Source organism: Ruegeria sp. AD9 (assembly GCF_056542305.1).
This window is the reverse complement of sequence record NZ_JBQFZP010000006.1, coordinates 128,811-155,725: the sequence shown is the minus strand read 5'-3', so window position 1 is coordinate 155,725 and position 26,915 is coordinate 128,811. Positions and strand designations below refer to the sequence as shown.

28 protein-coding genes are annotated in these 26,915 nt (G+C 57.2%); 14 read left to right on the top strand and 14 right to left on the bottom strand.

Annotated elements, in window-relative coordinates; translation table 11 throughout:
* Window positions 1–5: 5 nt before the first annotated feature.
* The 10 genes from lpdA to mdh form a co-directional block, all read right to left on the bottom strand.
* Window positions 6–1,394, bottom strand: a complete 1,389-nt coding sequence (gene lpdA, locus ACR0AM_RS11180) for a dihydrolipoyl dehydrogenase (protein ID WP_480518437.1) — start codon at window positions 1,392–1,394, stop codon at window positions 6–8.
* Between the two features lie 72 nt (window positions 1,395–1,466).
* Entirely contained in the window at window positions 1,467–1,736 is a 270-nt protein-coding gene (locus ACR0AM_RS11175) for a hypothetical protein (protein ID WP_480483134.1), read from the bottom strand.
* A 2-nt stretch (window positions 1,737–1,738) separates the two neighbouring features.
* Window positions 1,739–3,244 (bottom strand): 2-oxoglutarate dehydrogenase complex dihydrolipoyllysine-residue succinyltransferase, encoded by a 1,506-nt coding sequence (odhB, locus tag ACR0AM_RS11170; RefSeq protein ID WP_480622927.1) that lies wholly within the window; start codon window positions 3,242–3,244, stop codon window positions 1,739–1,741.
* Window positions 3,245–3,247: 3 nt separating this feature from the next.
* Complete coding sequence (locus ACR0AM_RS11165) at window positions 3,248–6,205, bottom strand: 2-oxoglutarate dehydrogenase E1 component (protein ID WP_480622926.1); 2,958 nt, start codon at window positions 6,203–6,205, stop codon at window positions 3,248–3,250.
* Entirely contained in the window at window positions 6,202–6,744 is a 543-nt protein-coding gene (locus ACR0AM_RS11160; protein ID WP_480558803.1) for a DUF805 domain-containing protein, read from the bottom strand. The genes ACR0AM_RS11165 and ACR0AM_RS11160 overlap by 4 nt, the downstream gene beginning before the upstream one ends.
* Window positions 6,741–7,238, bottom strand: a complete 498-nt coding sequence (locus tag ACR0AM_RS11155) for a DUF805 domain-containing protein (RefSeq protein ID WP_480622925.1) — start codon at window positions 7,236–7,238, stop codon at window positions 6,741–6,743. Before ACR0AM_RS11155 ends, ACR0AM_RS11160 begins: the two co-directional genes overlap by 4 nt.
* A gap of 122 nt (window positions 7,239–7,360) precedes the next feature.
* Entirely contained in the window at window positions 7,361–8,242 is an 882-nt protein-coding gene (gene sucD, locus ACR0AM_RS11150; RefSeq protein WP_209506539.1) for a succinate--CoA ligase subunit alpha, read from the bottom strand.
* A gap of 13 nt (window positions 8,243–8,255) precedes the next feature.
* The gene (locus ACR0AM_RS11145; protein WP_480622924.1) at window positions 8,256–9,083 is read right to left on the bottom strand and encodes a glycosyltransferase family 25 protein; all 828 of its coding nucleotides are present in this window, start codon (window positions 9,081–9,083) and stop codon (window positions 8,256–8,258) included.
* A 97-nt stretch (window positions 9,084–9,180) separates the two neighbouring features.
* Window positions 9,181–10,374 carry an ADP-forming succinate--CoA ligase subunit beta gene (gene sucC / locus ACR0AM_RS11140; protein WP_480622923.1) on the bottom strand — a complete coding sequence of 398 codons (1,194 nt, stop codon included), beginning with the start codon at window positions 10,372–10,374 and terminating at the stop codon, window positions 9,181–9,183.
* Between the two features lie 308 nt (window positions 10,375–10,682).
* Window positions 10,683–11,645: a malate dehydrogenase gene (gene mdh / locus ACR0AM_RS11135; RefSeq protein WP_267363196.1), complete on the bottom strand. Its 963-nt coding sequence runs from the start codon at window positions 11,643–11,645 to the stop codon at window positions 10,683–10,685.
* A gap of 161 nt (window positions 11,646–11,806) precedes the next feature.
* Here mdh and ACR0AM_RS11130 point away from each other — a divergent pair, with 161 nt between their 5' ends.
* Window positions 11,807–12,562: a sulfite exporter TauE/SafE family protein gene (locus ACR0AM_RS11130; protein WP_480622922.1), complete on the top strand. Its 756-nt coding sequence runs from the start codon at window positions 11,807–11,809 to the stop codon at window positions 12,560–12,562.
* Here ACR0AM_RS11130 and ACR0AM_RS11125 read toward each other — a convergent pair whose 3' ends face one another.
* Window positions 12,563–12,868, bottom strand: coding sequence for a hypothetical protein (locus ACR0AM_RS11125; protein ID WP_480494306.1), 306 nt, complete (start codon window positions 12,866–12,868; stop codon window positions 12,563–12,565).
* A 169-nt stretch (window positions 12,869–13,037) separates the two neighbouring features.
* Here ACR0AM_RS11125 and ACR0AM_RS11120 point away from each other — a divergent pair, with 169 nt between their 5' ends.
* From ACR0AM_RS11120 to ACR0AM_RS11065, 12 genes are all read left to right on the top strand, one after another.
* Complete coding sequence (locus ACR0AM_RS11120) at window positions 13,038–13,895, top strand: HpcH/HpaI aldolase/citrate lyase family protein (protein ID WP_480622921.1); 858 nt, start codon at window positions 13,038–13,040, stop codon at window positions 13,893–13,895.
* Window positions 13,896–13,901: 6 nt separating this feature from the next.
* Window positions 13,902–14,456: an NnrU family protein gene (locus ACR0AM_RS11115; protein WP_480494302.1), complete on the top strand. Its 555-nt coding sequence runs from the start codon at window positions 13,902–13,904 to the stop codon at window positions 14,454–14,456.
* A 12-nt stretch (window positions 14,457–14,468) separates the two neighbouring features.
* Window positions 14,469–14,675, top strand: a complete 207-nt coding sequence (locus ACR0AM_RS11110; RefSeq protein ID WP_209506521.1) for a DUF1737 domain-containing protein — start codon at window positions 14,469–14,471, stop codon at window positions 14,673–14,675.
* Entirely contained in the window at window positions 14,675–15,703 is a 1,029-nt protein-coding gene (locus tag ACR0AM_RS11105) for a MaoC family dehydratase (protein WP_480622920.1), read from the top strand. Before ACR0AM_RS11110 ends, ACR0AM_RS11105 begins: the two co-directional genes overlap by 1 nt.
* Before the next feature lie 54 nt (window positions 15,704–15,757).
* Window positions 15,758–16,420 (top strand): DUF1194 domain-containing protein, encoded by a 663-nt coding sequence (locus tag ACR0AM_RS11100; RefSeq protein ID WP_480622919.1) that lies wholly within the window; start codon window positions 15,758–15,760, stop codon window positions 16,418–16,420.
* Between the two features lie 215 nt (window positions 16,421–16,635).
* Complete coding sequence (gene sdhC, locus ACR0AM_RS11095; protein ID WP_480475098.1) at window positions 16,636–17,022, top strand: succinate dehydrogenase, cytochrome b556 subunit; 387 nt, start codon at window positions 16,636–16,638, stop codon at window positions 17,020–17,022.
* A 13-nt stretch (window positions 17,023–17,035) separates the two neighbouring features.
* Window positions 17,036–17,407, top strand: a complete 372-nt coding sequence (gene sdhD / locus ACR0AM_RS11090) for a succinate dehydrogenase, hydrophobic membrane anchor protein (protein ID WP_480622918.1) — start codon at window positions 17,036–17,038, stop codon at window positions 17,405–17,407.
* Window positions 17,408–17,425: 18 nt separating this feature from the next.
* A complete protein-coding gene (gene sdhA / locus ACR0AM_RS11085) occupies window positions 17,426–19,231 on the top strand; it encodes a succinate dehydrogenase flavoprotein subunit (protein WP_480554209.1) in 1,806 nt (601 codons plus the stop codon).
* A gap of 96 nt (window positions 19,232–19,327) precedes the next feature.
* Window positions 19,328–19,954, top strand: a complete 627-nt coding sequence (locus ACR0AM_RS11080; protein WP_480622917.1) for a sulfotransferase — start codon at window positions 19,328–19,330, stop codon at window positions 19,952–19,954.
* Between the two features lie 31 nt (window positions 19,955–19,985).
* Entirely contained in the window at window positions 19,986–20,765 is a 780-nt protein-coding gene (locus ACR0AM_RS11075; protein ID WP_117870326.1) for a succinate dehydrogenase iron-sulfur subunit, read from the top strand.
* A 122-nt stretch (window positions 20,766–20,887) separates the two neighbouring features.
* A complete protein-coding gene (locus tag ACR0AM_RS11070; RefSeq protein ID WP_480622916.1) occupies window positions 20,888–21,028 on the top strand; it encodes a hypothetical protein in 141 nt (46 codons plus the stop codon).
* Window positions 21,029–21,318: 290 nt separating this feature from the next.
* Window positions 21,319–22,182, top strand: coding sequence for an urea carboxylase-associated family protein (locus ACR0AM_RS11065; RefSeq protein WP_480518457.1), 864 nt, complete (start codon window positions 21,319–21,321; stop codon window positions 22,180–22,182).
* Between the two features lie 24 nt (window positions 22,183–22,206).
* On the opposite strand, the gene deoD is transcribed toward ACR0AM_RS11065, so the two are convergent.
* From deoD to ACR0AM_RS11050, 3 genes are all read right to left on the bottom strand, one after another.
* Window positions 22,207–22,917, bottom strand: coding sequence for a purine-nucleoside phosphorylase (gene deoD, locus ACR0AM_RS11060; RefSeq protein ID WP_480622915.1), 711 nt, complete (start codon window positions 22,915–22,917; stop codon window positions 22,207–22,209).
* A 17-nt stretch (window positions 22,918–22,934) separates the two neighbouring features.
* Window positions 22,935–23,252: an H-NS histone family protein gene (locus ACR0AM_RS11055; protein ID WP_480622914.1), complete on the bottom strand. Its 318-nt coding sequence runs from the start codon at window positions 23,250–23,252 to the stop codon at window positions 22,935–22,937.
* Between the two features lie 124 nt (window positions 23,253–23,376).
* The gene (locus tag ACR0AM_RS11050) at window positions 23,377–25,437 is read right to left on the bottom strand and encodes a methylmalonyl-CoA mutase family protein (RefSeq protein WP_480518463.1); all 2,061 of its coding nucleotides are present in this window, start codon (window positions 25,435–25,437) and stop codon (window positions 23,377–23,379) included.
* Window positions 25,438–25,488: 51 nt separating this feature from the next.
* On the opposite strand from ACR0AM_RS11050, the gene ACR0AM_RS11045 reads away from it, so the two are divergent.
* Entirely contained in the window at window positions 25,489–26,853 is a 1,365-nt protein-coding gene (locus tag ACR0AM_RS11045) for a 1-acyl-sn-glycerol-3-phosphate acyltransferase (RefSeq protein WP_480622913.1), read from the top strand.
* The last annotated feature ends 62 nt before the right edge of the window (window positions 26,854–26,915 follow it).

Sequence of the window (26,915 nt, the reverse complement as noted above, 5' to 3'; positions counted from 1 at the left end):
GGGTGTTAGCTGTGGATCGGGCCGTCTCCGCAGGCCAGGGCAGCCTCGCGCACCGCTTCTGAATACGTCGGATGCGCGTGGCAGGTGAGCGCCAGATCCTCGGCAGAAGCACCGAATTCCATCGCCACACAGACCTCGTGGATCAGATCACCCGCGCCGGGGCCGATGATATGGGCACCCAGGATGCGATCGGTTTCCTTGTCGGCCAGAATCTTGACGAACCCGTCTGCCGCAAAATTCGCCTTGGCACGCCCATTGCCCATAAACATGAACTTGCCGACCTTATAGGCACGACCCTGTTCTTTGAGCGTCGCTTCGGTTTCACCGACATTGGCGACTTCGGGCCAGGTGTAAATCACGCCCGGAATCACGCCATAGTTCACATGACCGTGCTTGCCTGCAACCTGCTCGGCTGCGGCCATGCCTTCGTCTTCGGCCTTGTGCGCCAGCATCGGGCCTTCGGTCACGTCGCCAATTGCATAGATGCCCGGCACGTTGGTCTGCCAGTCGGCACCAACCTTGATCTGACCACGCGGTGTCATCTCGATGCCCAGAGCGTCCAGTCCCAGACCATCCGAATAGGGTTTGCGGCCTGTGGCAACCAGCACAGTGTCGGCGTCGATCACATGTTCACTGTCGTCTTTGAGCAGCTTGTAAGTAACTTTGGCCTTGGTCTTGGTCGCTTCGGTTTTCTGCACCGCCGCGCCCATGACAAATGTCAGGCCCTGTTTCTTGAGAATGCGCTGGAAGGTTTTTTGCACCTCTGGGTCCATGCCCGGCGTGATCTCCTTGAGGAACTCGATCACGGTAACTTCAGCGCCCAGGCGGCTGTAAACCGATCCCAGCTCCAGACCGATCACACCCGCGCCGATCACAACCATTTTCTTCGGGATCTTGTTCAGTGACAAAGCACCGGTCGAGGTCACGACAACTTTCTCATCAACTTCAACACCGGGCAGGGAAGATGGTTCCGACCCGGATGCGATGATAATGTTCTTGGTCACGTGGACTTCATCACCCACTTTGACCTGACCTGCGGCAGGGATTGATCCCCAACCTTTCAGCCAGTCGATCTTGTTCTTTTTGAACAGGAATTCGATGCCCTTGGTGTTGCCGTCGATGACTTCGTCCTTGTAGGCCTGCATCTGCTTCCAATCGACCGAAGGCGCTTTGCCCTTCAGGCCCATCTTGGCAAAGTTATGCTCGGCCTCGTGCAGCTGATGGCTGGCATGTAGCAGCGCCTTAGAGGGAATGCAGCCCACGTTCAGGCAAGTGCCACCCAGTGTTTCGCGCCCTTCGACCACGGCGGTTTTCAAACCCAGTTGAGCGCAGCGGATCGCGCAGACATAGCCGCCGGGTCCGGCGCCGATTACGATGACGTCATAATTTGCCATTACATTCTCCTAAATCGACCGGACGATCCGGCGCTTCCCCGACCCGATTTGGCGGGTCGGAAATAGTCTTTGTCAAACAGGTTCCAGCAGCTTGATCGAGATATGGGCAATTCCGCCCCGCTCGTGATGCATCGCCAATTCTTCGGAACCAAAGAAGGCTTTGGCCTTGTCCAGGTTTGTAACCTCGAACATCGCGATGGCGTGGTCCTTTTGGTCGGGGTCGCGCCAGACATGAAGGTCGCGGATACCCGCGGCCTTGCGCATCGGTTTGTCCTCGCGGAACACTTTCAGCCAAGCATTGAAATCGGCCACATCGGCCTGCCAGAGGACATGCGTTGCCATGCTTACAGGTCCATCAGCAGGCGGCGCGGGTCTTCCAGCGCCTCTTTCACACGGACGAGGAAGGTCACGGCACCTTTGCCATCGACGATCCGGTGGTCATAGGACAGGGCCAGATACATCATCGGGCGGATCTTGATCTCACCATTGATGACCATCGGACGGTCCTGGATCTTGTGCATGCCCAGAATACCCGACTGCGGGGGGTTCAGGATCGGCGAGGACATCAGCGAGCCATAGACACCACCATTCGAGATGGTGAAGGTGCCACCCTGCATCTCAGCCATGCTCAGCTTGCCGTCACGGGCGCGCTTGCCCTTTTCGGCGATGGCTTTTTCGATCGCGGCAAAGGACATGCTGTCCGCATCGCGGATGACAGGCACGACCAGACCCTGCGGCGTACCGGCGGCGACGCCCATATGCACGAAGTTCTTGTAGACGATGTCGGTCCCATCAATCTCGGCATTGACCTCGGGCACTTCTTTCAGGGCATGGCAGCAGGCCTTGGTGAAGAAGGACATAAAGCCCAGCCTTACGCCGTGCTTCTTCTCGAACTGGTCCTTGTACTGATTGCGCAGGGCCATGACCTCGGTCATGTCCACCTCGTTGTAGGTGGTCAGGATCGCGGCTGTGTTCTGTGCATCTTTCAGACGCTTGGCGATTGTCTGACGCAGGCGGGTCATCCGCACGCGTTCTTCGCGTGCCTCGTCCTCGGCAGCCACAGGGGCGCGCGGGGCTTGGGCCACAGGGGTGGGGGCAGCCGCCACAGGTGCCGGGGCCGAAACTGCTGCAACGGCTTTGGCCACGTCCTCCTTCATGATGCGACCGTCGCGGCCTGTTCCGGTGACCTGATCAGCTGACAGTCCGGCTTCGGCCATTGCCTTCTGGGCTGACGGCGCGTTTGCGACGTCTTTTCCGGTGCTGGTTACTGCGGGCGCAGCCGCCGCTGCCTGGGCCGGCGCGGCTGCTGCACCAGCGGCTGCTCCGGAGATGACAGCCAGCTTAGCAGCCGCATCCACGGTCGAACCTTCTGGAGCAACGATTTCTGCAAGAACACCCGAAGTCGGTGCGGGAACTTCAACCGAGACTTTATCGGTTTCCAATTCGCACAGCATCTCGTCCTGCGCGACGTTGTCGCCAACCTTTTTGAACCAGGTCGAAACGGTTGCTTCTGTCACAGATTCACCAAGTGTCGGCACCATCACGTCAACCGACCCGGCCGATGCGGCAGGTGCCGCTACCGGAGCTGCAGCTGGTGCCGGGGCTGCGCCTTCGCCAGCCGCAATCGTTGCCAGCAAGGCGTCAACACCGACGGTTTCGCCTTCGGCTGCCACGATTTCACCCATTACACCCGCTGCGGGTGAAGGAACCTCAACGGTGACCTTGTCTGTCTCCAGCTCACACAGCATCTCATCCATGGCGACCGCATCACCGGGCTTTTTGAACCAGGTTGCAACTGTGGCTTCGGTGACCGATTCGCCAAGCGTGGGAACACGAACTTCAATCGTCATCGCTTACTTTCCTTCAATGCTCAGCGCTTCGTTTACCAGCGCTTCTTGTTGGGCTTTGTGTTGGCTGGCCAGCCCCGTTGCGGGCGAGGCCGATGTGGCGCGACCGGCATAGGTCGGGCGCGTGTGTTTTGCATCGATACGGGACAGGACCCATTCAATGTTGGGTTCAATAAAGGTCCACGCACCCTGGTTCTTGGGCTCTTCCTGACACCAGACCATCTCGGCATTCTTGAACCGTTCGAGTTCGTTGATCAGTGAATGTGCCGGGAATGGATAGAATTGTTCGATCCGCATCAGGTAGATGTCGTCGATGCCACGCGCATCGCGTTCCTCCAACAGGTCGAAATAGACTTTGCCGGAACACATGACGACGCGCTTGATCTTGTCATCGGCCACCAGCTTGGTGTCAGAGTTGCCTTTTTGCGCGTCATCCCACAGCACCCGGTGGAAGCTGGAGCCTGTGGTGAAGTCATCCGCCGTGCTGACGGCCAGCTTGTGACGCAACAGCGACTTCGGCGTCACTAGGATCAGTGGTTTCCGGAAGGTCCGGTGCAACTGACGGCGCAGGATGTGGAAATAGTTCGCGGGTGTCGTACAATTCGCCACGATCCAGTTGTCCTGACCGCACATTTGCAGGAACCGTTCCAAACGCGCTGACGAGTGTTCTGGGCCTTGCCCTTCAAAGCCATGCGGCAGCAGTGTGACCAGACCGGACATCCGCAGCCACTTGCTTTCACCCGAGCTGATGAACTGATCGAACATGATCTGCGCACCGTTGGCAAAGTCGCCGAACTGCGCCTCCCACAGAACCAGAGCGTTCGGTTCTGCAAGCGAATAGCCGTATTCGAAACCCAGCACCGCGTATTCGGACAGCATCGAATCAATGACATCGTATTGGGATTGCCCGGCACGGATGTTGTTGAGCGGGTAATACCGTTCTTCGGTTTCCTGATGAACAAACCCAGAGTGACGCTGGCTGAACGTGCCCCGTGTTGCATCCTGTCCGGCCAGACGCACGGGATATCCTTCGGTCAGTAACGAGCCAAACGCCAGTGCCTCGCCCGTGGCCCAGTCGAAGCCTGCACCGGTCTCGAACATTTGTTTCTTATGTTCCAGCAACCGCTCAACGGTTTTGTGCATTGCGAAATCGTCAGGAGCCTTGGTCAGCGCGGCTCCGATTTCCGCGAGTGTCTCTGCCGAGATCGCTGTTTCACCCCGGACATAATCATCCTTGTTCCTGTCCAGATGCGACCAGCGCCCATCCAGCCAGTCGGCCTTGTTGGGTTTATAGTCCTTCCCGGCCTCGAATTCGTCGTTCAGATGGGCCTGAAAGGCGGCCTTCATATCTTCGATCTCACCCTCGGGGATCAGCCCGTCCTTGACCAGCCGCTCGGTATACAAGGAAAGCGTTGTCTTATGGGTTTTGATCTTCTTGTACATGATCGGGTTGGTGAACATGGGCTCATCGCCCTCGTTATGGCCAAACCGGCGATAGCAGAAGATGTCCAGAACCACGTCTTTATGGAACTTCTGGCGGAACTCGGTCGCCACCTTCGCGGCGTGAACTACCGCCTCGGGGTCGTCGCCGTTCACATGGAAGATCGGGGCCTCGACCATCAGCGCGATATCGGTGGGATAGGGGCTCGAGCGGCTGAAATGCGGCGCGGTAGTGAACCCGATCTGGTTGTTGACCACGATGTGCATGGTGCCGCCGGTTCTGTGCCCTTTCAGGCCGGACAGGCCAAAGCCCTCGGCCACAACACCCTGACCGGCAAAGGCCGCGTCACCGTGCAGCAATATCGCCATGACCCTGGTACGGTCCGTGTCGCCCAGTTGGTCTTGCTTGGCGCGAACCTTACCCAGAACTACCGGGTTTACCGCCTCAAGGTGAGAGGGGTTGGCGGTCAATGACAGGTGCACACTGTTGCCATCGAATTCGCGATCGCTTGAGGCGCCGAGGTGATATTTCACATCGCCAGAGCCGTCCACGTCCTCTGGCTTGAAGCTACCGCCCTGGAATTCGTTGAAAATCGCGCGATAAGGCTTGCCCATCACGTTGGCCAGAATGTTCAGGCGACCCCGGTGCGGCATCCCGATGACGATGTCACTGAGGCCAAGCGCGCCACCGCGCTTGATGATCTGTTCCATCGCCGGGATTAGCGCCTCGCCACCGTCCAGACCGAACCGCTTGGTGCCCATGTACTTGACGTGCAAGAACTTCTCAAAGCCCTCGGCCTCGACCATCTTGTTCAGGATCGCCTTGCGGCCTTCCTTGGTGAACGCGATTTCCTTGCCATAGCCCTCGATCCGCTCCTTCAGCCACGCGGCCTCTTCCGGGTTCGAGATATGCATGTATTGCAGCGCAAAGGTGCCGCAATATGTGCGTTTCACGATCTCAACGATCTGCCGCATCGAAGCGACCTGCAATCCCAGCACGTTGTCGATAAAGATCGGGCGATCCATGTCGGCATCGGTGAAACCGTAAGTCTTCGGGTCCAGCTCAGGATGCGTGCTGGCAGCGCGCATGCCCAGCGGGTCCAGATCCGCGGCCAGATGGCCCCGGATGCGATAGGCCCGGATCAGCATCAGTGCTCGCAAACTGTCCAGCACGGCGCGTTTGATCTGATCGTCGCTGACCTCAGCCCCTTTTTCAGCCGCCTTGTCTTTGATCTTCTTGCCCGCCGCTTTGGCGTCAATCTCGGCCCATTCACCAGTCAGCGCACCAGTCAGGTCGTCTGCTGGCATCGGCGGCCAGTCGGTGCGCGCCCAGGACGGACCGTCGGCTTCGCGTTGAACATCGGGGGCATCATCGCCCATGGCATCAAAGAACGCGCCCCATGCGGCATCCACCGCCCCGGGGTTCTTTGTGTATTGCGCGTAAAGCTGCTCCAGATATTCGGCATTATGCCCCTGCATGAAGCTTGAGGCATGAAAGGCGGAATTGGGCGAATGTTCGGTCATAGGGCTACCTCTGTTGGGTTGGGACCGTATTGATTGGTGCCTGGCTGGCTGGGGCGTGTCAGCCACCATAGAACCAGGAGGGGCGACACCACCAGTACCAGTAGTGTCGGAAGAACGATGAGCAACGTGGCGCGGGTGAACAGGATATCCAGCCTGCCACCATGCTGGAAATGAGAGGCCAGGCCGATACCAAAAACGAGCACAGCTCCGGCGCCAAGGATCAACAGGATCGGCAGCAGAGCATACAGCCCGCTGCGACCGGTATCGTGCATCCGCCGGAAAGCGACCGTCAAATGAGGAAAGAATACAATCAGGCCGACGATGCCCTGCACCGGTTGCGAGGACGTGGCTGACACGGATTTCGAGGTTTCGGTTTCCGTCACCGCGACCTGCGTGAAGAACTGCCAGTCGATGATCCCAGCGATGATGTTCCAGATCACGATGAACAGAAAAAAGAACCAGTATTCGGGCCGCGAAGCACGGCCCGAAAAGGTGAAGAACTTGGAGAAGCAGGTGCGTATGGCGTCGGAGAAGGTCATGCGGTCACTTCTCCATTTGGCACACCAAACCGGTTGCTCCCCGGCTCAGACGCGACAAGCATCATTCCGATGATATTTGCTGTTACCATCACACTCGCGACGAGTGCCACTAGAAACATCGGCCCAAGGGTCAGGAATGCCAAGATCAGCCACAAAATTGGCCCACCTATCAATAAACTGAACAACAAGAAGACCTGGTGCCCAATCCAGATGAGTATAATTGGCATGAAAGGATACAGGGCCTGATGACCATCTTCTCCAGTATCTTGTAACCGTCGGCTCATAGCCGCGAGCAAAGGGATAGAGGTTGCCATCACTACTATTAACCGCCCGATTCCCCAGCCGAAGGAAACACGCCAGTCAAGATGCAGAGTTACAATTATTGGCAGCATAGCCGCCAATGGTCCGAACCACCAAAACTCGGCTCGCGTAGCCCTGCCTGAAAAGACGAGTGCTTTTCGAATACCAGTCGATATGGCTTGTTTCGGCCCCATTAACACTCACTTACTCGGCGGCACTGCCGGGGCAGCGCCCGACCGCCCCATGGGCGGGTGCGTTGCACCCACCCGCAGTCGGGCGCTGCCCTCTGCACACATGTGCGACCGGCAGCCATCACTTACCCAATCGCTTCCAACACAGCCTCTCCCAGCTGCGCCGGGCTTTCGGCCACGACGATACCGGCCGAGCGCATGGCTTCGATCTTGTCCTCGGCACCGCCCTTGCCACCGGCGACAATCGCACCCGCGTGGCCCATGCGGCGGCCCGGAGGGGCTGTGCGGCCTGCGATGAAGCCTGCAACCGGCTTTTTGCGGCCTTTCTTGGCCTCATCGGCCAGGAACTGCGCAGCCTCTTCCTCGGCCGAGCCGCCGATTTCGCCAATCATGATGATCGAAGTGGTCTCGTCATCTGCCAGGAACCATTCCAGCACGTCGATATGCTCAGTCCCTTTGATCGGGTCGCCGCCAATGCCCACACAGGTGGACTGGCCCAGTCCTACATCCGTTGTCTGTTTCACGGCTTCATAAGTAAGCGTACCCGAGCGGGAAACGACACCCACGCTCCCGCGTTTGTGAATGTGGCCGGGCATGATGCCGATCTTGCAGGCGTCAGGCGTGATGACACCGGGGCAGTTCGGGCCGATCAGGCGCGACTTGCTGCCTTCCAGCGCGCGTTTTACCTTCATCATGTCCAGAACCGGGATACCTTCGGTGATGCAGACAATCACTTCCATCTCGGCATCAATCGCTTCGAGGATCGAGTCCGCCGCGAATGGGGGCGGTACGTAGATCACCGATGCGTTGGCTTCGGTCACGTGCTTGGCCTCGTGGACCGAGTTGAACACGGGCAGGCCCAAATGCTCCATCCCGCCTTTGCCGGGGGTTACGCCGCCAACCATCTTGGTGCCATAGGCAATGGCCTGTTCGCTGTGGAATGTACCTTGCGAGCCGGTAAAGCCCTGACAGATCACTTTGGTGTTTTCGTCGATGAGGACTGCCATTTTGTCCCTTTCTCTAGGCGGTGTTGGATTGATGGGGTTCTGCCGCTGGAAGAACCTGCGGCGCATAGGTAATTTTCTGAAGCGTGGCGCGACCAAGGACCAGGTTGGCCATCGTGCGCAGGCCGCTGCTGATTTCGGCGATAGCGCGCCTGATTTTTTGTCGGACCAGCGGCCAGCCCGTAGGGCGTGCGCGGGAGGCACCCATCTGGATTTCGCCCGGCGCTTCGTTGCCTTGCTCGACCATCGCAGGGACCACCTGATAGACATTGACCCGACGCGCCGCAGCCGAGGCTGACGGGTTGAACAACAGGCCATCCAGCGTGATGTCATAGGGCTTTTGCGCCAGGAAATGTTCTGCCGCATTTCGGGTCAACACATATGCGGCACCGCCGGGGTGGCGTGAGTGCATCAGGCGCAGTTCCCGACCCAGATGGGATGAGCTTTTGCACTCAAGTGCGAGGTAAAGCTTTGTGCTGCGCCAGCGTTCGAACCGCACGATATCGGCATCCTCTGGCCACCAGGATGCATCGTTCAACCAATCCGCCAGTTCTGGCGACAGGAAAACATCATCCTCAAGTATCAAGGCCTGTTCCGCGCCAGAGGCGACAACGTCCTCCCACGCTTTGGCATGGCTTAGGGTGCAGGCCATGTCCTTGGTATGGAAATAACCCCAAGGTCCCTCGGACCGGCATTCACGCAGAAAATCCTCACGGGTGGCGGCGTCGCAATCAACAGCGTTGACGCGCGTCGCCGACAGGCCTGCCTTTTGCAGCTCCTGCGCCATCAAACGCGCCCGCCCGGTGGCGCATTCAAGACCTATGAGGAAGATGGGGATGGACATCAGATCGATTGTTTCTTTCGATTTCCCGCGTGAAATGGATAAAGTTGGATTGTAGTTGCCGTGGGGTCGGCCTGTAGCCCACTCCACAGCAACTTGCTTACCCCTTAACCGCCTTGACGATCTTCTCGGCACCGTCTTTCAGGTTGTCCGCCGCGATCACGTCCAGACCCGAGTTGTTGATGATTTCTTTGCCTTTCTCGACATTGGTGCCTTCCAGTCGCACGACAAGCGGAACCTGCAGACCGACCTCTTTCACCGCAGCCACCACGCCCTCGGCGATGACGTCACAGCGCATGATGCCGCCGAAGATATTGACCAGAATGCCTTTGACCTGCGGGTCCGAGGTGATGATCTTGAACGCTTCGGTCACCTTCTCTTTGGTTGCACCGCCACCCACGTCGAGGAAGTTGGCAGGTTCGGCACCATACAGTTTGATGATGTCCATCGTAGCCATCGCCAGACCGGCACCGTTCACCATGCAGCCAATCTCACCATCCAGTGCGATGTAGTTCAGGTCGTATTTGCTGGCTTCCAGTTCCTTGGGATCTTCCTCGGTCGTGTCGCGCAGTTCGGCGATATCCGGGTGGCGGTAGACCGCATTGCCGTCAAAGCCAACCTTGGCATCCAGCACTTTCAGGTCGCCACTGTCGGATACGATCAGTGGGTTGATCTCCAGCATCTCCATATCCTTCTCGACGAAGGCTTTGTAGAGGATGCCCATGAGCTTGACACACTGCTTGACCTGCGCGCCCTCCAAACCCAGCGAAAACGCGATGCGACGACCGTGGTAGGGTTGGTAGCCGGTGGCCGGGTCAACCGAGAAGGACAGGATTTTCTCGGGTGTCGCGGCGGCAACCTCTTCGATGTCCATACCGCCTTCGGTCGAGCAGACAAACGAGATACGGCTGGTCTGACGATCCACCAGCAGAGCCAGGTACAGTTCACGCTCGATGCCGGAACCGGCTTCGATATAGATGCGGTTGACCTGCTTGCCTGCCGGACCCGTCTGATGGGTGACCAGAGTGCGACCCAGCATCTTCTTGGCTTCTTCGGCCGCTTCTTCGACCGATTTCGTCAGACGGACACCGCCCTTTTCACCTGCATCGGCCTCTTTGAAGGATCCTTTGCCGCGGCCGCCCGCGTGTATCTGCGCCTTGACGACCCAAAGCGGCCCATCCAGTTCACCGGCTGCGGTTTTGGCTTCCTCGGCGCGCAGCACGGCGCGACCATCGGAGACCGGAGCGCCGTAGCTGCGAAGAAGAGCCTTGGCCTGATATTCGTGAATGTTCATCGAAATTGTCCCGTCTGACTGCGTTTAACCGTTATAGGCGTGTCTAGCGGGCAAATTTAAAGGGTTTTTTGACCTGAGACGGGAAATTGCCGAAGATTTTCAACATTTGTGATCACGGGTTTTTAGGGTGTGATCACAAAAATTCAAGTGTCATCGATTGATTCGATATTCCTGCACAGTTTTTTGAAATCACATTCGAAAAAAGGGATTTGCGACGTTTGCGCCAACATATGTGGCCGGGGTCCGCGGTGGAAAATGAAAACCGGCCCATAATTGGGCCGGCCTCAAATTCGGATTGTCTGGCAGTTTTACGCCAACGAGCTGTCGATGCCTTTGCACGCCTCGATCAGGCCTTTCACGGCGTTGACCGAATTGTCGAAACCGGCTTGCTCGTCTTCGTTCAGCTTGATGTTAACGATGCGCTCGACGCCGCCTGCGCCAATGACTGTCGGCACCCCGACATAAAGGCCGTTAACGCCCAACTCACCGCTGCAGTACGCCGCACAAGGCAGAACACGCTTTTGGTCTTTCAGATAGGCTTCGGCCATTTCGATCGCCGAGGTGGCGGGCGCGTAATAAGCCGATCCGGTTTTCAGCAGGCCTACGATTTCGGCGCCACCATCCCGGGTGCGCTGTACGATGGCGTCCAGCTTTTCTTGCGAGGTCCAGCCCATTTCAACCAGATCAGGCAGCGGGATACCGGCAACGGTCGAATAACGAACCGACGGCACCATGGTGTCGCCATGGCCGCCCAATACGAACGCGGTGACATCGCGCATCGAGACGTTGAACTCTTCCGACAGGAAATGCGCGAAACGTGCCGAATCCAGCACGCCAGCCATGCCGCAGACTTTGTTATGCGGCAGGCCCGAGAATTCGCGCAGCGCCCAGACCATGGCGTCCAGTGGGTTGGTGATGCAGATCACGAACGCATCGGGCGCATGTGCTGCGATACCTTCGCCGACCGACTTCATGACTTTCAGGTTGATGCCCAGCAGGTCATCGCGGCTCATGCCCGGTTTGCGGGCTACGCCTGCGGTCACGATGCAGACATCCGCGCCGGCGATATCGGCATAATCGCTGGTGCCTTTCATCGAGGCGTCAAAGCCTTCGGACGGGCCGGATTCGGCGATGTCGAGCGCCTTGCCCTGTGGCAACCCGTCAGCGATGTCAAACAGGACAACGTCACCCAGTTCTTTGACAGCTGCAAGATGCGCAAGCGTGCCGCCGATGTTCCCCGCGCCGATTAGCGCAATCTTGGGTCTGGCCATTTGGAATATCTCCGGTCGGTTTTGAAATCGCGGCTGTGCTAGTCGCTAAAACGGCATTAGGCAAGAGTTCTGCGACGTGGCATACAACCGCATACCGTTTGCGAGACCCTATGTGGTTGCGCTAAAGGGCCTTTGAGACAAGCCAAAACCGGGACCGGTGCATGTTTGAATTGAACCTGATGTTTTTTGCAGTGGCGATCCCGGCGGTGATTTTTGCGGGTATCTCGAAGGGTGGTTTCGGCTCGGGCGTGGCCTTTGCGTCATCGTCGATTCTGGCCTTGATCCTAACACCTGGGCAGGCCCTGGCCCTGATGCTGCCGATTCTGATGGTGATCGATGTGGCCACTTTGGGCCCTTATTGGAAGCGGTGGAACTGGGGGGATGCGCGCCTGCTGATCCTGGGTGCTGTACCCGGTGTGGCAATGGGGGCATGGCTCTACCGTTCAACGGATGATGACCTGCTGCGCCTGCTGATAGGCGGCATCTCGGTCGGGTTCGTGATCTGGCACATCGCACAGTCAAAAGGCTGGGTGCGCGGGTTTGCCAGACGGTTGCCGCCCTCCGCTGGCCTGTTTGCAGGGCTGGTCGCGGGATTCACCAGCTTTGTCAGCCATGCCGGAGGCCCTCCGGCTGCCGTTTATCTTTTGTCCCAACGGCTGACAAAGACCGAGTTTCAAGCCAGTACAGTGTTGGTTTTCTGGGTGATTAATATCGCGAAGTTTGTACCCTACGCTTATCTTGGCATGTTCACGTGGCAGACGGCATGGGCCGATATTCTGTTAACACCGTTTGCTGTTCTCGGTGCCTGGCTGGGCGTCCGTGCACATTTCATGTTGTCCGAACGCCTGTTCTTTGGAATTGCCTATGTGCTGCTGACCCTCACCGGCGGTAAGCTGATCTGGGACGCACTTACCTGATCAGGCGTTCGGGGGCAGCGCTTCGGCTACAGCCTCAAAAGCTTGCCCCGAAGCGACGAGGCAGGTGACCCCGTTGGGCAAGGTCACCGTGATGGTCCAGCTGCCGCTTTGAGTTGAGGCGAAAAGTTCCATGACCGCGCCTTGCTGGGCCAGACCAAAGCCCCTGCGCGTTTCGCCATAAGTGTCGGTCAACCTTTCCAGCACATCCTCTCGCGGTGCGCAGTTTTGTCCCTGGGCCTGTACCTGTTGTGCCGCCAGAACCATGATCCCAAGTCCCATCGTCATCTTGAACATTGTCTTTCGCATCCCGAATCCTTTCGGTTCCCTCTGCCGGTCAGGGTGCCGCGCAGGGGCCGAAATTCAATTAAGGCAAAGCACGTTGCGTCGTGTTTGCTGCGGTGCGGCAATTTTGGGCTTGAACTTTCCGGTAAAAAATGCCCCATTCCGCGCAACTTTATTTCAATGGGAGTGGTCCATGGATCCTCGTCAGCGCCCCTATCGTTCGGTTCTCTATATCCCCGGGTCCCGGGATCGGGCTTTGGAAAAGGCCCGCACTCTGCCGGTAGATGCAATCATATTTGATCTGGAAGATGCGGTCGCAGCCGACGAAAAGGACAATGCGCGCGAAACGCTCAAGGCGGCTTTGGCTGCCGGAGGGTACGGATCACGCGTCAAGATTGTTCGGATCAACGGGTTTGACACCGAATGGGGCCGTGCGGATGCCGAGGCTGTGCGCGAAATGGATGCCGACGTTGTCCTGTTGCCTAAAGTGAATTCGGCGGCTGACGTAGACGCGCTGGCTGCGATCACCGGAGATTTGCCGATCTGGGCTATGATGGAAACCCCGCGTGGAATGCTGAACGCAGCAGAAATCGCCGCGCATCCGCTGATGGCCGGATTCGTGATGGGAACAAATGATCTGGCGAAAGAGCTGCAAACCCGCTTCCGCCCAGATCGCCTGCCGATGATGACCTCGTTAGGGCTGTGCTTGTTGGCTGCCAAGGCCGAAGGGCTGATCATCATCGACGGTGTTTACAACGCCTTCAAGGATGTCGAAGGTCTGGCGTTCGAATGTGCGCAAGGCCGCGATATGGGCTTTGATGGCAAAACGCTGATCCACCCGGCCCAGGTCGAAGTGGCAAATACCGCCTTCGCGCCATCGGATGATGAGATCGACCTGGCTCGCCGCCAGATCTCGGCCTTTGAAGAGACCGAGGCCCTTGGCCAAGGGGTCGCCGTTGTCGATGGCAAGATTGTCGAAAATCTGCACGTTGTAACTGCCCGCGAAATTCTGGCAAAAGCAGAGGCGATATTAGCTTTGCAAGCGGGGTAGGCCAGCATGGGCTTTGTTCTTCTGATCTTGGGTGTGGCGCTGTGGTGGGGGGCGCATCTGTTCAAACGTGTGGCACCTGAACGCCGTGCCGCAATGGGTGACGCGGGTAAAGGCGCTGTTGCCCTGGCTTTGGTCGCGTCGATCCTTCTGATGATCTTCGGGTATCGCATGACCGACTTCATCCACGTTTGGGCGCCGCCGACCTTTCTGATTCACGTCAACAACCTGTTGGTTTTGATCGCGATTTATTTGATGAGTCCTGCGGGCACAAAAGGCCGGCTTCTGAACAAGCTGCGCCACCCGATGCTCGGCGGGTTCAAACTGTGGGCTTTTGCGCACCTGTTGGTGAACGGCGATCTGGCCTCGATCATCCTGTTTGGTGGCCTTCTGGCCTGGGCGGTGGTCGAAGTCATTGTAATCAACAAGTCTGAACCTGAGTGGACCCCGGCAGAGCCTGGCACTTACGGCAAGGATGCGATGTTCGTTGTGGCTTCGATCGTTCTGATGGGAATTATCGGGTACATCCATGGGCTGGTTGGCCCATCTCCGTTCGGCTCATAAGGATTTGATTTGATGTCGAAGCTTTATCGCTTGCTGACCGAAGAAGACACTTCGGCCTTCTGTCACAAGGTGTCCGACGCCCTGTCAAAGGGATGGGAGCTGTATGGCGACCCGGCTTACGCCTTTGATGCCAACGGCAACGTAATGCGTTGCGCGCAGGCCGTGACCAAAGAGGTCGAGGCCGACTATTCCCCCGACATGAAACTGGGACAGCAGTAATGGCAAAAACAAATCCGGGCCGATTTTTCGAGGACTATTCTGTCGGGCAGGTGTTGCAGCATGCAGTACCTCGCACCGTGACCGAGGGAGAGCGCGGCTTGTATCACGCGCTCTATCCCGCACGTCACGCGCTTTACTCCTCGGATGAATTTGCCCGGGACTGTGGGTTGCCGGAAAGCCCGATAGATGATCTGGCCGCGTTCCACATCGTGTTCGGCAAGACCGTGCCTGATGTTTCTCTGAACGCGGTTGCCAATCTGGGCTATGCCGAAGGTCGTTGGCTGAAACCTGTTTTTGCCGGCGATACGCTGAGATCCGTATCAGAGGTTATCGGCCTGAAGCAGAATTCCAACGGAAAAACTGGTGTTGTCTGGGTTCGTACCCGCGGGTTGAACCAGTTGGACGAGGTGGTTCTTGAATATGTGCGCTGGGTCATGGTGCGCAAGGCAAACATGGATGCACCCGCGCCCGAGACGGTTGTTCCCGATTTGAAGGCTGTGCTTGATCCGCAGGACCTGATCGTGCCGGAAGGGCTCGATTTTGCAAACTACGATTTTGCCCTCGCGGGCGAGGCGCACCGCTGGGGCGATTATGAGGTCGGTGAAACCATCGATCATGTGGACGGTGTCACCGTGGAAGAGGCCGAGCATATGCTGGCCACACGTTTGTGGCAGAACACCGCCAAGGTGCATTACGACCTGACGTTCCGTCCGGAAGGACGGCTCATTTACGGTGGGCATGTAATCTCGATGGCGCGGGCATTGTCCTTCAATGGCCTTGCAAATGCGCAGATGATTGTCGGCTTGAATGGTGGCGCCCATGCTAACCCTTGTTTTGCGGGTGATACGATCAAGGCATGGTCCGAAGTTCTGGGCAAAGCGGAAACCGGGGTTCCCGGCATAGGCGCTGTGCGATTGCGTCTGGTCGCGACCAAGGGCGGTGATCCGTTCAAGCTGAAGAACGAAGAAGGGCGGTACCTGCCAGGCGTTCTGCTGGATCTCGACTTTTGGGCATTGATGCCCAAATAAGTGATCTGACGGATATGTGACGCCACGGCTTGCAAGGCGTGATAGGTTTGCACAATGAACCTGCTACGCGCGATATTGGCCAGCGTCACTCTGGCTCCGGCGGCTCAGGCCTGCGATCTGGCCTTGGCTTTGGCTGTGGACGTTTCTGGTTCGGTCGATAGCAGCGAATATCGCATCCAGATGGATGGGTTGGCCGCAGGTTTGCGCGACCCGATCGTGTCCGAGGCACTGGTGCGGGGGCAGGCGCGGCTGATGCTGGTGCAGTGGACCGGCTCATCGCGCCAGCGGATCACTATCCCTTGGACCCGTATTGATAGCTTTGCCTCGCTGGATCAGTTTGCAGACCAGGTTGCCGCCGATCCGCGCATCTGGCGGAATTTTTCGACGGCAATCGGCGAGGCGCTTCAAATGACTCTGAGTTCATTCGATTCGGTTTCCGACTGCCGACGGCGTCTGATTGACCTGTCAGGGGACGGTGTGTCCAATGAAGGGATTGAACCTACACGGGTACATGCGGCCCTGCGCGCCGAGGGAATCGTTGTCAACGCGCTGGCTATTGAGGAAAGCGAACCGGACCTGACGGCATATTTCTTTGAGAATGTCATCGTGGGCGAAGGTGCCTTTGTCGTTTCTGCCACCGGGTTCGCGGATTACCCGGAACGAATTCGTCGAAAACTGCTGCGCGAAGTGACGCAGCAAACGGCAGACCTGAAATGACGGCTTGAGAGATTCGTGATCACATCTCTTCGGCCTTGAAAACGCTAACATTGACAGTGCGGAATGTGATATGTGATCACGAGATTATTTTGTGTGATCACATAATTGAATTATCCGTATAATTGAGCGCAATTTGATGGTTTTTGCACTCGCAGCACGTGACAGTGTCGCAAAAACCAGTAAAACGTTCGGTAGCCAACCGAAAAGGAGCCGCCATGGCCGATGTAAATCGGGGCAATCGCCCACTTTCGCCGCATCTGTCGATTTATCGCCCGCAGCTGACGTCGATCACGTCCATCCTGACGCGCATCACCGGTAACGCCCTTCTGCTCGCAGCTCTGTTGATCGTCTGGTGGTTTCTGGCCGCTGCAACCTCGCCCGAGGCCTTTGCCGTAGCGAATGGGGTAATAACCTCGATGCTTGGAGACCTTGTGATGGCGCTGTCCGTTTGGGGGCTTTGGTATCACACGCTGGCCGGTGTGCGGCATCTGATCTGGGACAATGCAGTTGGTCTGGATATTCCGACAGCGACCAAAATGGGTTGGGCTGTTGTTATCGGATCGGTCGTCTTGACCCTTCTGACCCTTGTCCTCGTCGCGTGATTGGAGGCCTGACATGCGTTATCTGACCGACCGCAAACGCGCCGCTGGACTTGGCTCGGCGAAATCCGGTACTGCCCATTTCTGGGCGATGAAAGTCAGCTCGGTTGCTTTGCTGATCCTTGTGCCGTTGTTTGTATTCACCTTTGGCCCGATCCTGGGCCAGCCATTCGAGGTCGTTCTCGACTACTACTCGCGACCTTTCCCTGCCATCGTGGCAGCACTGATGCTGGCGGTTGGCTTCAAACACTTCGCGGACGGTGCGCAGGTGATGCTTGAAGATTATGTTCACGGCACGCTTGAAAAGGTCCTGATCATTCTGTTGACCTGCTTGTCTTATGGCGCGGCTGCGGCTGGCATCTTTGCCGTCGCTCGCATTGCCCTTTAATTCCCGGAGCTGAAAGAAATGGCTGCATACGAATACGAAACGCATGAATATGACGTGGTCGTTGTCGGTGCCGGTGGGGCCGGTCTGCGGGCAACACTGGGTATGGCGGAACAGGGTCTTCGCACGGCTTGCGTAACCAAGGTTTTCCCAACCCGTTCGCATACTGTGGCCGCTCAGGGCGGTATCGCCGCGTCGTTGTCAAACATGGGGCCCGACCACTGGCAGTGGCACATGTACGACACTGTGAAAGGCTCGGATTGGCTGGGCGATACCGATGCGATGGAATACCTAGCTCGGGAAGCGCCCAAGGCTGTTTACGAACTGGAGCACTATGGCGTTCCGTTCAGCCGAACCGAAGAGGGTAAGATCTATCAACGCCCGTTTGGTGGTCACACCACTGAATTCGGCGAAGGCCCGGCAGTCCAGCGCACCTGTGCCGCTGCGGACAGGACCGGCCACGCGATCCTTCATACGCTGTATGGCCAGTCGCTGAAGAACAATGCCGAGTTTTATATCGAATACTTCGCCATCGACCTGATCATGTCCGATGACGGCCAGTGTCAGGGTGTTGTCTGCTGGAAGCTGGACGATGGCACGATGCATGTCTTCAATGCCAAGATGGTTGTGCTGGCGACCGGCGGGTATGGCCGCGCCTATTTCAGCGCGACCTCGGCCCATACCTGCACCGGTGACGGTGGCGGTATGGTGGCCCGCGCGGGCTTGGCGCTGCAGGATATGGAGTTCGTTCAGTTCCACCCGACCGGCATCTACGGATCGGGCTGCCTGATCACCGAAGGCGCGCGTGGCGAGGGCGGTTACCTGACCAACTCGGAAGGTGAACGGTTCATGGAGCGTTACGCCCCCCAGTACAAGGACCTCGCACCGCGCGATTACGTCTCGCGCTCGATGACCTTGGAAATCCGCGAAGGCCGTGGTGTCGGTGCGGAAGGGGATCATATTCACCTGAACCTCAGTCACCTCCCAGCCGAAGCTTTGGCAGAACGTCTGCCCGGCATCTCGGAAAGCGCCAAGATCTTTGCCGGCGTGGATGTCACCAAGGAACCGATCCCGGTTCTGCCAACCGTGCACTATAACATGGGCGGTATCCCCACAAACTATTGGGGTGAAGTTCTGAACCCAACGGCCGAGAACCCGACAGCTGTGGTTCCGGGCCTCATGGCAGTGGGCGAAGCCGGTTGCGCCTCGGTCCACGGCGCGAACCGCTTGGGCTCGAACTCGCTGATTGACCTTGTGGTCTTTGGCCGCGCGGCGGCGATCCGGGCAGGCAAAGTCGTGAATCCTGAAGCTGCGAACCCGGTTCTGAACCAGGCATCGGTCGATAAGGCCTTTGACCGGTTCGACGCGGTGCGCAACGCTAGCGGTTCCATCCCGACCGCCGAGTTGCGGCTTGAGATGCAGAAAACCATGCAGGCGGATGCTGCCGTGTTCCGTACCGCCAAGACCATGGCCGAAGGCGTCGAGAAGATGACGGCAATCGCTGCGAAGATGGACGATCTGAAAGTCACCGACCGGTCGCTGGTCTGGAACAGTGACCTGATGGAAACGCTGGAACTGACCAACCTGATGCCTAACGCGCTGGCCACGATCGTCGGCGCAGAGGCGCGCAAGGAATCCCGTGGTGCCCACGCGCATGAGGATTTCTCTGCACGTGATGACGAAAACTGGCGTGTTCACACGGTTAGTCGGGTCGAAGGCAACAAGGTTGAGCTCAGCTATCGTCCCGTGATCGTCGATCCGCTGACGACCGAAGACGAAGGTGGCATCAGCCTGAAGAAAATCGCACCCAAGGCACGTACGTTCTAAAAGGCTCGGACAGCAGGCAATGGTGAGCAAGCGCCAAATACCCACGAAAACCGCAATGGCCATTGGCCAGTGGTCGGTCCGCGTCCGGTGCTTGTCATGACGGTCGAGGTCCTGCAATCCGGTTCAGGCTATCCCAAGATCATCCTGATCGGGCTGAACCGCTGTGCAACGACCTCGTTTCACAGGCTGTTCCAGAACAGCGGGATACCGTCAGTTCATTGGGAAGATGACCAGGGCCGAAACCTTGCGCACCGCATGTTGACCAACATAGCCATGGGGCGACGACCACTGGACGGGTTCGGAGCGGTGCGGGCCTTCACCGACATCGCTTTCGTCAGCTCACGCTTCATGCTGGACGGGGCGCGTTTCTTCCGTGAATTGCACGCGGCTTACCCGGACGCCTTTTTCTTGCTGAACACGCGCAATCGCGATGACTGGATCGCATCCCGTGCCAACCATTCCGGCGGTAGGTACCTTGAGCGATGCTGCAAGGCCAATGGACAAACGGCCGATGAAGTGAAACACGGCTGGGCACATATGTATGATGTGCACCATGCCGAAGTAGAAGCCTATTTCGACGGCAACCCGCGCTTCCTGCGCTTTGATATCGACTGTGACGATCCGCAACGCGTTGCGGACTGGCTCGCGTCGGATTTTGACGTGAACATCGCCCATTGGGGGCATTATAACCGAGGGGCGTCTCAGCGCGCCCGGACAGGCTGAAAGGCGGCCTTGTGCTGAATGGAGAATTGACATGGTTCAACTGACCCTGCCCAAAAATTCCCGGATTATCACCGGCAAGACTTGGCCAAAGCCGGATGGCGCGACCAATGTGCGAAAGTTCCAGATCTATCGCTGGAACCCGGATGACGGACAGAACCCCCGTGTCGATACCTACTTTGTCGATATGGACACGTGCGGGCCGATGGTTTTGGACGCGCTGATCAAGATCAAGAACGAAATCGACCCGACCCTGACATTTCGCCGGTCATGCCGTGAAGGCATCTGCGGCTCGTGCGCGATGAATATTGACGGGATCAACACGCTGGCTTGTATCTATGGCATGGATGAGATCAAGGGCGACGTGAAAATCTATCCGCTGCCGCATATGCCTGTGGTCAAGGACCTTATCCCTGATCTGACCCATTTCTATGCCCAGCATGCGTCGATCATGCCGTGGCTGGAAACCAAGACCAACCGTCCTGCAAAGGAATGGAAGCAGTCGATCGAAGATCGGAAAAAGCTGGATGGTCTCTATGAGTGTGTGATGTGCGCCAGCTGCTCGACCTCGTGCCCGAGCTACTGGTGGAACGGCGACCGGTATCTTGGCCCCGCTGCTCTGCTGCACGCATATCGCTGGATCATCGACAGCCGGGATGAGGCCACAGGTGAGCGTCTGGACGAGTTGGAAGATCCGTTCAAGCTCTATCGCTGCCACACAATCATGAACTGCGCCAAGACCTGCCCCAAAGGTTTGAACCCGGCCAAGGCGATTGCCGAGATTAAAAAGATGATGGTCGAACGCGCGGTATAAGCACCTGCGCTGAATTGCGGTAAGCGCATGTCGATCTTGCAAAATAAGGCGATGCAGCCCAGGCCGCATTGCCTTATTTTTTGGTCAGGGAGGAGTGATGAGTTCGAGTCAGGATCACTCCAATGAATACAAACACACCGAACCAAAAAATCGACGCTAAAGAGGCGCTGAAACTGCTGGAGCAGGCATGGGCCTACTACACGCCGGAACCGGTTAAAGCCGACAAAGAGCCCGAGCTGTTCGAATACGCAAACGCGGCCTGATCCAATACGACAGCCCTTGAAAAACTTCGGTCAATCGGCAAAGCAGAGGAATGCCTGTTCTTCTGCTTTTGTTGGTCGCCGGAGTGTTCGCCTATTTTTTCTGGCGCTCGCGCCATTCAACGCTGACACGTGATTGTCGCTGGCGACAGGACAGACGTCATGGCATCTGGCGGTGCAACTATTGTGGAGCGGAAATCGCTGCGACGGACCAACCTATGCGATGCCTGAAGGCAAGTGATGGTTGAGAATAGGGCTTTTCGCGAGCCAGAGAATCCGCCACTCTGCACGCCATGACTGGTTCTGAGAATACTGCCCGCCCCCCCGAAGATGCCGAAGCCCGTCGTTCGGTCGCCCCTGTTATTTGTTATCCGAACGATGCCTTGCCGCGACCAGATTTGCCCTGGATGAGATCTGTACGCCAACGGGCAGTCAAAACCGGCGAAGTCCTGGTTCCTCCGCGTGAGGCGTGCTGTTTTGATGTACCTGCCGGGCATTTCTTTCGCATCACATCGGTTGAAGGCCCGCAGGTTGGCGATTTGAACCTGTGGAACCGCAATGATTTATCCGAGCGCTTTTATTCCGGAAAAACGCGGGCTTTGCATGGCACGCACCTGACCACCGGAGAGCGGATGTGGTCCAGTTTCCCACATCTGCGCCCGATGGCCACGATCATAGCGGATACACTGGAATGGTACGGGATCGATGCATACGGGGGATCGGTTCATGACGTAATCGGCACGCGTTGTGATCCATATACGGGCAATTTGCTGTCCGGCACGCAGTATCACCACTGTTGTCATTCCAACCTGACCCGCGCGCTGGCGGATCATCTGAGTATTCCGATGGATGAGGCCGAACCTGTGGTACACGACGTTCTGAACGTCTTCATGTGTACCGGTTTCACTCGGGATACAGGTCAGTATTTCATGAAAGCATCGCCCGTTCGCCCCGGCGACTATCTGGAGTTCTTTGCTGAGATCGATCTGCTGGGCAATCTCAGCGCTTGTCCGGGTGGGGATTGTTCCTCCGAACATTCCTCGGACACAGCCGCGTGTTTTCCCTTGTTGGTCGAAACATTTGCCGCGACGGTCACAGACCTGGATGGCTGGGAAAGCCCGGCGCGCAATGGCTATGATCGCACGCACGGGCGCTAGGTTCAGCGGGCAACTACATCATTGTCAGCTGCTCGGAAATGCGGCCTGTAGCGCGATTTCCACCATGTCTCCAAAGCTGCTTTCACGTTCCGAGGATGGCAGAGCCTCTCCCGTTAGAAGGTGATCGGAAACGGTGAGAACTGCCAGAGCACGGCATTTGTGGCGCGCTGCAAGGATATAGAGCTCGGCCGCCTCCATTTCGACGCCGAGAATCCCGTGGCGCACCATCTGTTCATTCAGGTCCGGGCGCTCATCATAGAAAACGTCCGAAGAATAAATCCCGCCGACATGGGTAGGGGTTGCTTTGGCAGCCGCCGCCTTTGCGGCCGCCTGCAACAAACTCCAATCGGCGCAGGGTGCAAAGTTCAGTTCTTTCATGATACCGCGTGACGGCGTACTCAGCGTTGTTGACGTCATTGCCAGAATGACGTCTCGTATTTTTACGCTGTCCTGCATTCCGCCACACGACCCAATTCGGATCAGGGTTTTTGCGCCGTAATCGCGAATTAACTCGTTTACGTAAATGGAGAGCGAGGGCATTCCCATGCCGCTACCCTGTATCGTTACAGGATTTCCCTTCCAATTTCCGGTAAACCCAAGCATCCCCCGAACGTTATTGACTTGCTTCACATCGTCCAAAAAAGTCTCGGCCGCCCATTTCGCCCGATAAGGATCTCCGGGTAATAGAACAGTTTCTGCAATTTCGCCTTTTTCAGCGCCGATATGAATTGTCATTGTTTGTTCCGCTCCGATCAGATTTCAAGATCGGAAATATCGGCACCCGCCTGCAACGCGTCATGCACCCATTTCGGCTTGCGGCCACGACCTGTCCAGGTTTGTTCCGGATTGGCAGGGTTGCGGTATTTTTCTTTTGTTTTCGTGTTCTTGGATGCGCGGGGTGCGTCGCCTGAAAGCTCGGACAGCGAGTATCCGAATTCCGCGGCAGCCTTTTCTGCGGCTTTCAAAGCCTCACGGCGCTCGCGTTTTTCGGCTCCTACCAAGGCTTTTTCGACATCGTGACGCAATGCCAAAAGGTCTTTACACGACATCTGTTCAAGATTGATCCCCATCATTCATCTCCGAAGGATATTATTTACGGTGCACTTGAGTGCGCACCGTAATTCTAACGAATGGTTTATTCCATCCCAAATATCAAAAGGGAAGAAACGGGGAATTAAGGGTCTAAAACCTCAGTTACTCGGCTGCGAGGTTTTTGGGGTCAACCAGTGTTACGATATCGCTCATGATCGCATTAAGTTCAAAGTTTTTGGGGGTGTAAACCTTGGCTACACCCATGGCTTTCAATTTTGCGGCATCGTCATCCGGAATAATTCCGCCGACAACCACGGGAATGTGAGACAAGCCAGCCTTCTGCAGCCGATCCATCACATCTTCGACCAAAGGCAGATGGCTACCGGACAGGATCGACAACCCGATGACATGTGCGTCATCGTCGCGGGCTGAGGTGACAATTTCTTCCGGGGTCAGCCGGATACCCTCATAGCTGATATCCATGCCGCAGTCGCGGGCACGGAACGCGATTTGTTCGGCGCCGTTGGAATGGCCGTCCAATCCCGGTTTTCCAACCAGAAATTTCAGGCGTCGCCCCAGTTTGTCGCTGACGGCATCAACCGCCGCGCGCAGGTCATCCAACCCTTCGGTTTTGTTCGAGACCGATCCGGAAACGCCGGTCGGACCACGATAAGTGCCGAAGACCTTGCGCATCTCTTCGGCCCATTCGCCGGTGGTCACACCCGCCTTGGCAGCGGCAATGGACGGCTCCATGACGTTTGCTCCTGTCTGAGCCGCTTGGCGCAACGCGGCCAAGGTCGCTGCAACAGCCGCTTCGTCCCGCTCAGCCCGCCACGCATTCAAGCGGTCGATCTGTTCCTGTTCCACGGCAGGATCAACGACCATGATGCCGCCATCTTCAGTCTGAAGGGGGGAAGCCTCGCCTTCCATCCATTTGTTCACGCCGACAACGACGGTTTCGTTGCGTTCGATCCGGTTCAGACGTTCGGCGTTGGAATCCACAAGGCGGGATTTCATATACTCAATAGACGCAACCGCACCGCCCATCGAATCTAGGTTTGCCAGCTCTGCCCGCGCGCCTGCTTTCAATTCTTCGACCTTGGCATCAACAGCCGGGTTGCCATCGAACAGGTCATCGAATTCCAACAGATCAGTTTCATAGGCCAGAATTTGCTGCATCCGCATGGACCATTGCTGGTCCCAGGGGCGTGGCAGGCCAAGTGCCTCGTTCCATGCAGGCAACTGCACCGCGCGGGCGCGCGCGCTTTTCGACAGCGTCACGGCCAGCATTTCAATAAGGATGCGGTATACGTTGTTCTCTGGCTGCTGTTCGGTCAGGCCCAGTGAGTTTACCTGCACACCATAGCGGAAGCGGCGGAACTTTGGGTTCTCAACACTATACCGCTGTTGCAGAATTTCATCCCAAAGATCAACAAACGCGCGCATTTTGCACATTTCGGTAACAAAACGGATTCCTGCATTCACGAAAAACGAAATCCGACCACACAGTGCCGGAAAATCTTCGACCGGAACACGGGGGCGCAGCTCGTCCAGCACGGCAATGGCTGTTGCCAGCGCATAAGCAAGTTCTTGTTCCGGTGTCGCGCCTGCCTCTTGCAGGTGATAGGAACACACATTCATCGGGTTCCACTTGGGGACGTTGGAATAGCAATACTCAGCCACGTCTGCGATCATCTTCAGCGACGGTTTTGGCGGGCAAACATAAGTGCCCCGGCTCAGATATTCCTTGATCAGGTCGTTCTGGACCGTGCCCTGCAATTTGGAAACGTCAGCGCCTTGTTCCTCGGCCGCGGCGATGTAAAGGGCTAGCAACCAAGGGGCGGTCGCGTTGATCGTCATTGACGTGTTCATCTGTTCCAGCGGAATCTGATCGAACAAAACCCGCATATCGCCCAGATGGCAGACGGGCACCCCGACCTTGCCAACTTCGCCACGTGCCAACGTGTGGTCACTGTCATATCCGGTCTGGGTGGGCAGATCGAAGGCAACTGAAAGACCGGTTTGCCCTTTGGCGAGGTTGCCACGATAAAGCGCGTTCGAGGCCTTGGCGGTAGAATGACCGGCATAGGTCCGGATGAGCCAGGGGCGATCTTTCTGCATCTGCGTCATGAAGGGGCCTCGCGTTTCGGTGGGCAATAAAATTACGTCCTGAGGTTCTAAAGCGCAATTTTCGGGACATGTCAATTCGCTGCGTTGCGGCATCCCGCAATTGTTCAGATTGTGAGCAGCTGCGATTGGTGGCAAGGTGCGGCCATGACGCAAACCGTGGAACTTCCGCTTTGGCTTTTTGTGCTGATCGTGGTCTTTGCCATGGTTACTTTCGCTTCACATTTTCTGTTCCCGTCAGTCCGATGGTTTTTCCGCCGCCGGTTGGAACGTGCCGTGGCGCGTTTGAACCAGCGCCTGCAACGTCCGATCCAACCGTTCAAGCTGGCCCGTCGGCACGACATGATTCAACGGCTGATTTATGATCCGCAGGTTGGTAAAGCGGTTCAGCATCACGCCCTCGAAACTGGAATACCCGAAGCCGTTGCGTCCGAACAGGCACGCCGCTATGCCCGCGAGATCGTGCCGTCCTTTTCCGCCTTCGCCTATTTCAGTTTTGCGATCCGGCTAGCCCGGCTGTTAAGCAACACGTTCTACGAGGTGCGGCTTAGCTACGAGGACGAAGACGCGGTCAGGACAATCGACCCTGATGCAACCGTTGTTTTTGTGATGAACCACAGAAGCAATATGGACTACGTGTTGGTTACATATCTGGCGGCCCCGCACTCTGCTTTATCCTACGCAGTAGGAGAATGGGCGCGGGTTTGGCCGCTGAGCCGGTTGATCCGGGCAATGGGGGCCTACTTTATCCGGCGCAAGTCAGGCAGCGAGCTCTACCGGCAGGTTTTGTCCACCTATGTGCGCCATGCGACCGAAGCCGGTGTTACGCAAGCCATGTTTCCAGAAGGTGGTTTAAGCCTGACAGGAGCGCTCGCCCGCCCAAAGCTTGGATTGCTCAAGTATATAATGGATGGGACGACGTCGCAGGGGCGTGATGTCGTATTCGTTCCTGTCGCTTTGAATTATGACCGCGTGCTTGAAGACACCATTCTGACCCGCGCAGCGTTAGGAACAGAACGTCGTTTTCGGGCCCGGATCGGGGTCATCACGCGTTGGATTCTCAAACAGTTCTGGCGGCGAGTGATCGGGCGCTACAAGCGGTTCGGGCTGGCATCGGTCCGGTACGGAATCCCGATTTCTCTGAAAGAGTTCCGGGCCGAGGGCAGTGACGACATGATGACCGATCTGGCGCGCACATTGATGCAGCGTATCCAGAACGCGATCCCGTTGGTCCCGGCCCCTGCGGCTTGTTTGCTGATACGTGACAATGGGCCGATGGCGGAACAGGATCTGCGGTCCTGTATTCAGGCGATGATGGAACGTGACGGTAAGCAGACCCAAGACAATGCGTCGGCCATATCAAGCGCTTTGGATCAGTTGATTGAACGACGGATACTCAAGCGGCAGGGGCATGTTCTTTCCGAATCTGGCCAACGCGGTGATTTGCTGGAGTATTATGCAGCGTCTGTACCGGTTTCCGCGCGCCCTTCTGTTTCTGCGTATGCAAAATAATTTCTGCGACCGCTGGGTCATAAAATTACAATTTAGCATCAAAAACGGTTGCAATATTTCGC

Excerpts from the sequence above, each read along its gene's own strand:
- lpdA (WP_480518437.1), bottom strand. The coding sequence starts at position 1,394 with ATGGCAAATTATGACGTCATCGTAATCGGCGCCGGACCCGGCGGCTAT.
- ACR0AM_RS11175 (WP_480483134.1), bottom strand. The coding sequence starts at position 1,736 with ATGGCAACGCATGTCCTCTGGCAGGCCGATGTGGCCGATTTCAATGCT.
- odhB (WP_480622927.1), bottom strand. The coding sequence starts at position 3,244 with ATGACGATTGAAGTTCGTGTTCCCACGCTTGGCGAATCGGTCACCGAA.
- ACR0AM_RS11165 (WP_480622926.1), bottom strand. The coding sequence starts at position 6,205 with ATGACCGAACATTCGCCCAATTCCGCCTTTCATGCCTCAAGCTTCATG.
- ACR0AM_RS11160 (WP_480558803.1), bottom strand. The coding sequence starts at position 6,744 with ATGACCTTCTCCGACGCCATACGCACCTGCTTCTCCAAGTTCTTCACC.
- ACR0AM_RS11155 (WP_480622925.1), bottom strand. The coding sequence starts at position 7,238 with ATGGGGCCGAAACAAGCCATATCGACTGGTATTCGAAAAGCACTCGTC.
- sucD (WP_209506539.1), bottom strand. The coding sequence starts at position 8,242 with ATGGCAGTCCTCATCGACGAAAACACCAAAGTGATCTGTCAGGGCTTT.
- ACR0AM_RS11145 (WP_480622924.1), bottom strand. The coding sequence starts at position 9,083 with ATGTCCATCCCCATCTTCCTCATAGGTCTTGAATGCGCCACCGGGCGG.
- sucC (WP_480622923.1), bottom strand. The coding sequence starts at position 10,374 with ATGAACATTCACGAATATCAGGCCAAGGCTCTTCTTCGCAGCTACGGC.
- mdh (WP_267363196.1), bottom strand. The coding sequence starts at position 11,645 with ATGGCCAGACCCAAGATTGCGCTAATCGGCGCGGGGAACATCGGCGGC.
- ACR0AM_RS11130 (WP_480622922.1), top strand. The coding sequence starts at position 11,807 with ATGTTTGAATTGAACCTGATGTTTTTTGCAGTGGCGATCCCGGCGGTG.
- ACR0AM_RS11125 (WP_480494306.1), bottom strand. The coding sequence starts at position 12,868 with ATGCGAAAGACAATGTTCAAGATGACGATGGGACTTGGGATCATGGTT.
- ACR0AM_RS11120 (WP_480622921.1), top strand. The coding sequence starts at position 13,038 with ATGGATCCTCGTCAGCGCCCCTATCGTTCGGTTCTCTATATCCCCGGG.
- ACR0AM_RS11115 (WP_480494302.1), top strand. The coding sequence starts at position 13,902 with ATGGGCTTTGTTCTTCTGATCTTGGGTGTGGCGCTGTGGTGGGGGGCG.
- ACR0AM_RS11110 (WP_209506521.1), top strand. The coding sequence starts at position 14,469 with ATGTCGAAGCTTTATCGCTTGCTGACCGAAGAAGACACTTCGGCCTTC.
- ACR0AM_RS11105 (WP_480622920.1), top strand. The coding sequence starts at position 14,675 with ATGGCAAAAACAAATCCGGGCCGATTTTTCGAGGACTATTCTGTCGGG.
- ACR0AM_RS11100 (WP_480622919.1), top strand. The coding sequence starts at position 15,758 with ATGAACCTGCTACGCGCGATATTGGCCAGCGTCACTCTGGCTCCGGCG.
- sdhC (WP_480475098.1), top strand. The coding sequence starts at position 16,636 with ATGGCCGATGTAAATCGGGGCAATCGCCCACTTTCGCCGCATCTGTCG.
- sdhD (WP_480622918.1), top strand. The coding sequence starts at position 17,036 with ATGCGTTATCTGACCGACCGCAAACGCGCCGCTGGACTTGGCTCGGCG.
- sdhA (WP_480554209.1), top strand. The coding sequence starts at position 17,426 with ATGGCTGCATACGAATACGAAACGCATGAATATGACGTGGTCGTTGTC.
- ACR0AM_RS11080 (WP_480622917.1), top strand. The coding sequence starts at position 19,328 with ATGACGGTCGAGGTCCTGCAATCCGGTTCAGGCTATCCCAAGATCATC.
- ACR0AM_RS11075 (WP_117870326.1), top strand. The coding sequence starts at position 19,986 with ATGGTTCAACTGACCCTGCCCAAAAATTCCCGGATTATCACCGGCAAG.
- ACR0AM_RS11070 (WP_480622916.1), top strand. The coding sequence starts at position 20,888 with ATGAATACAAACACACCGAACCAAAAAATCGACGCTAAAGAGGCGCTG.
- ACR0AM_RS11065 (WP_480518457.1), top strand. The coding sequence starts at position 21,319 with ATGACTGGTTCTGAGAATACTGCCCGCCCCCCCGAAGATGCCGAAGCC.
- deoD (WP_480622915.1), bottom strand. The coding sequence starts at position 22,917 with ATGACAATTCATATCGGCGCTGAAAAAGGCGAAATTGCAGAAACTGTT.
- ACR0AM_RS11055 (WP_480622914.1), bottom strand. The coding sequence starts at position 23,252 with ATGGGGATCAATCTTGAACAGATGTCGTGTAAAGACCTTTTGGCATTG.
- ACR0AM_RS11050 (WP_480518463.1), bottom strand. The coding sequence starts at position 25,437 with ATGCCGCAACGCAGCGAATTGACATGTCCCGAAAATTGCGCTTTAGAA.
- ACR0AM_RS11045 (WP_480622913.1), top strand. The coding sequence starts at position 25,489 with ATGACGCAAACCGTGGAACTTCCGCTTTGGCTTTTTGTGCTGATCGTG.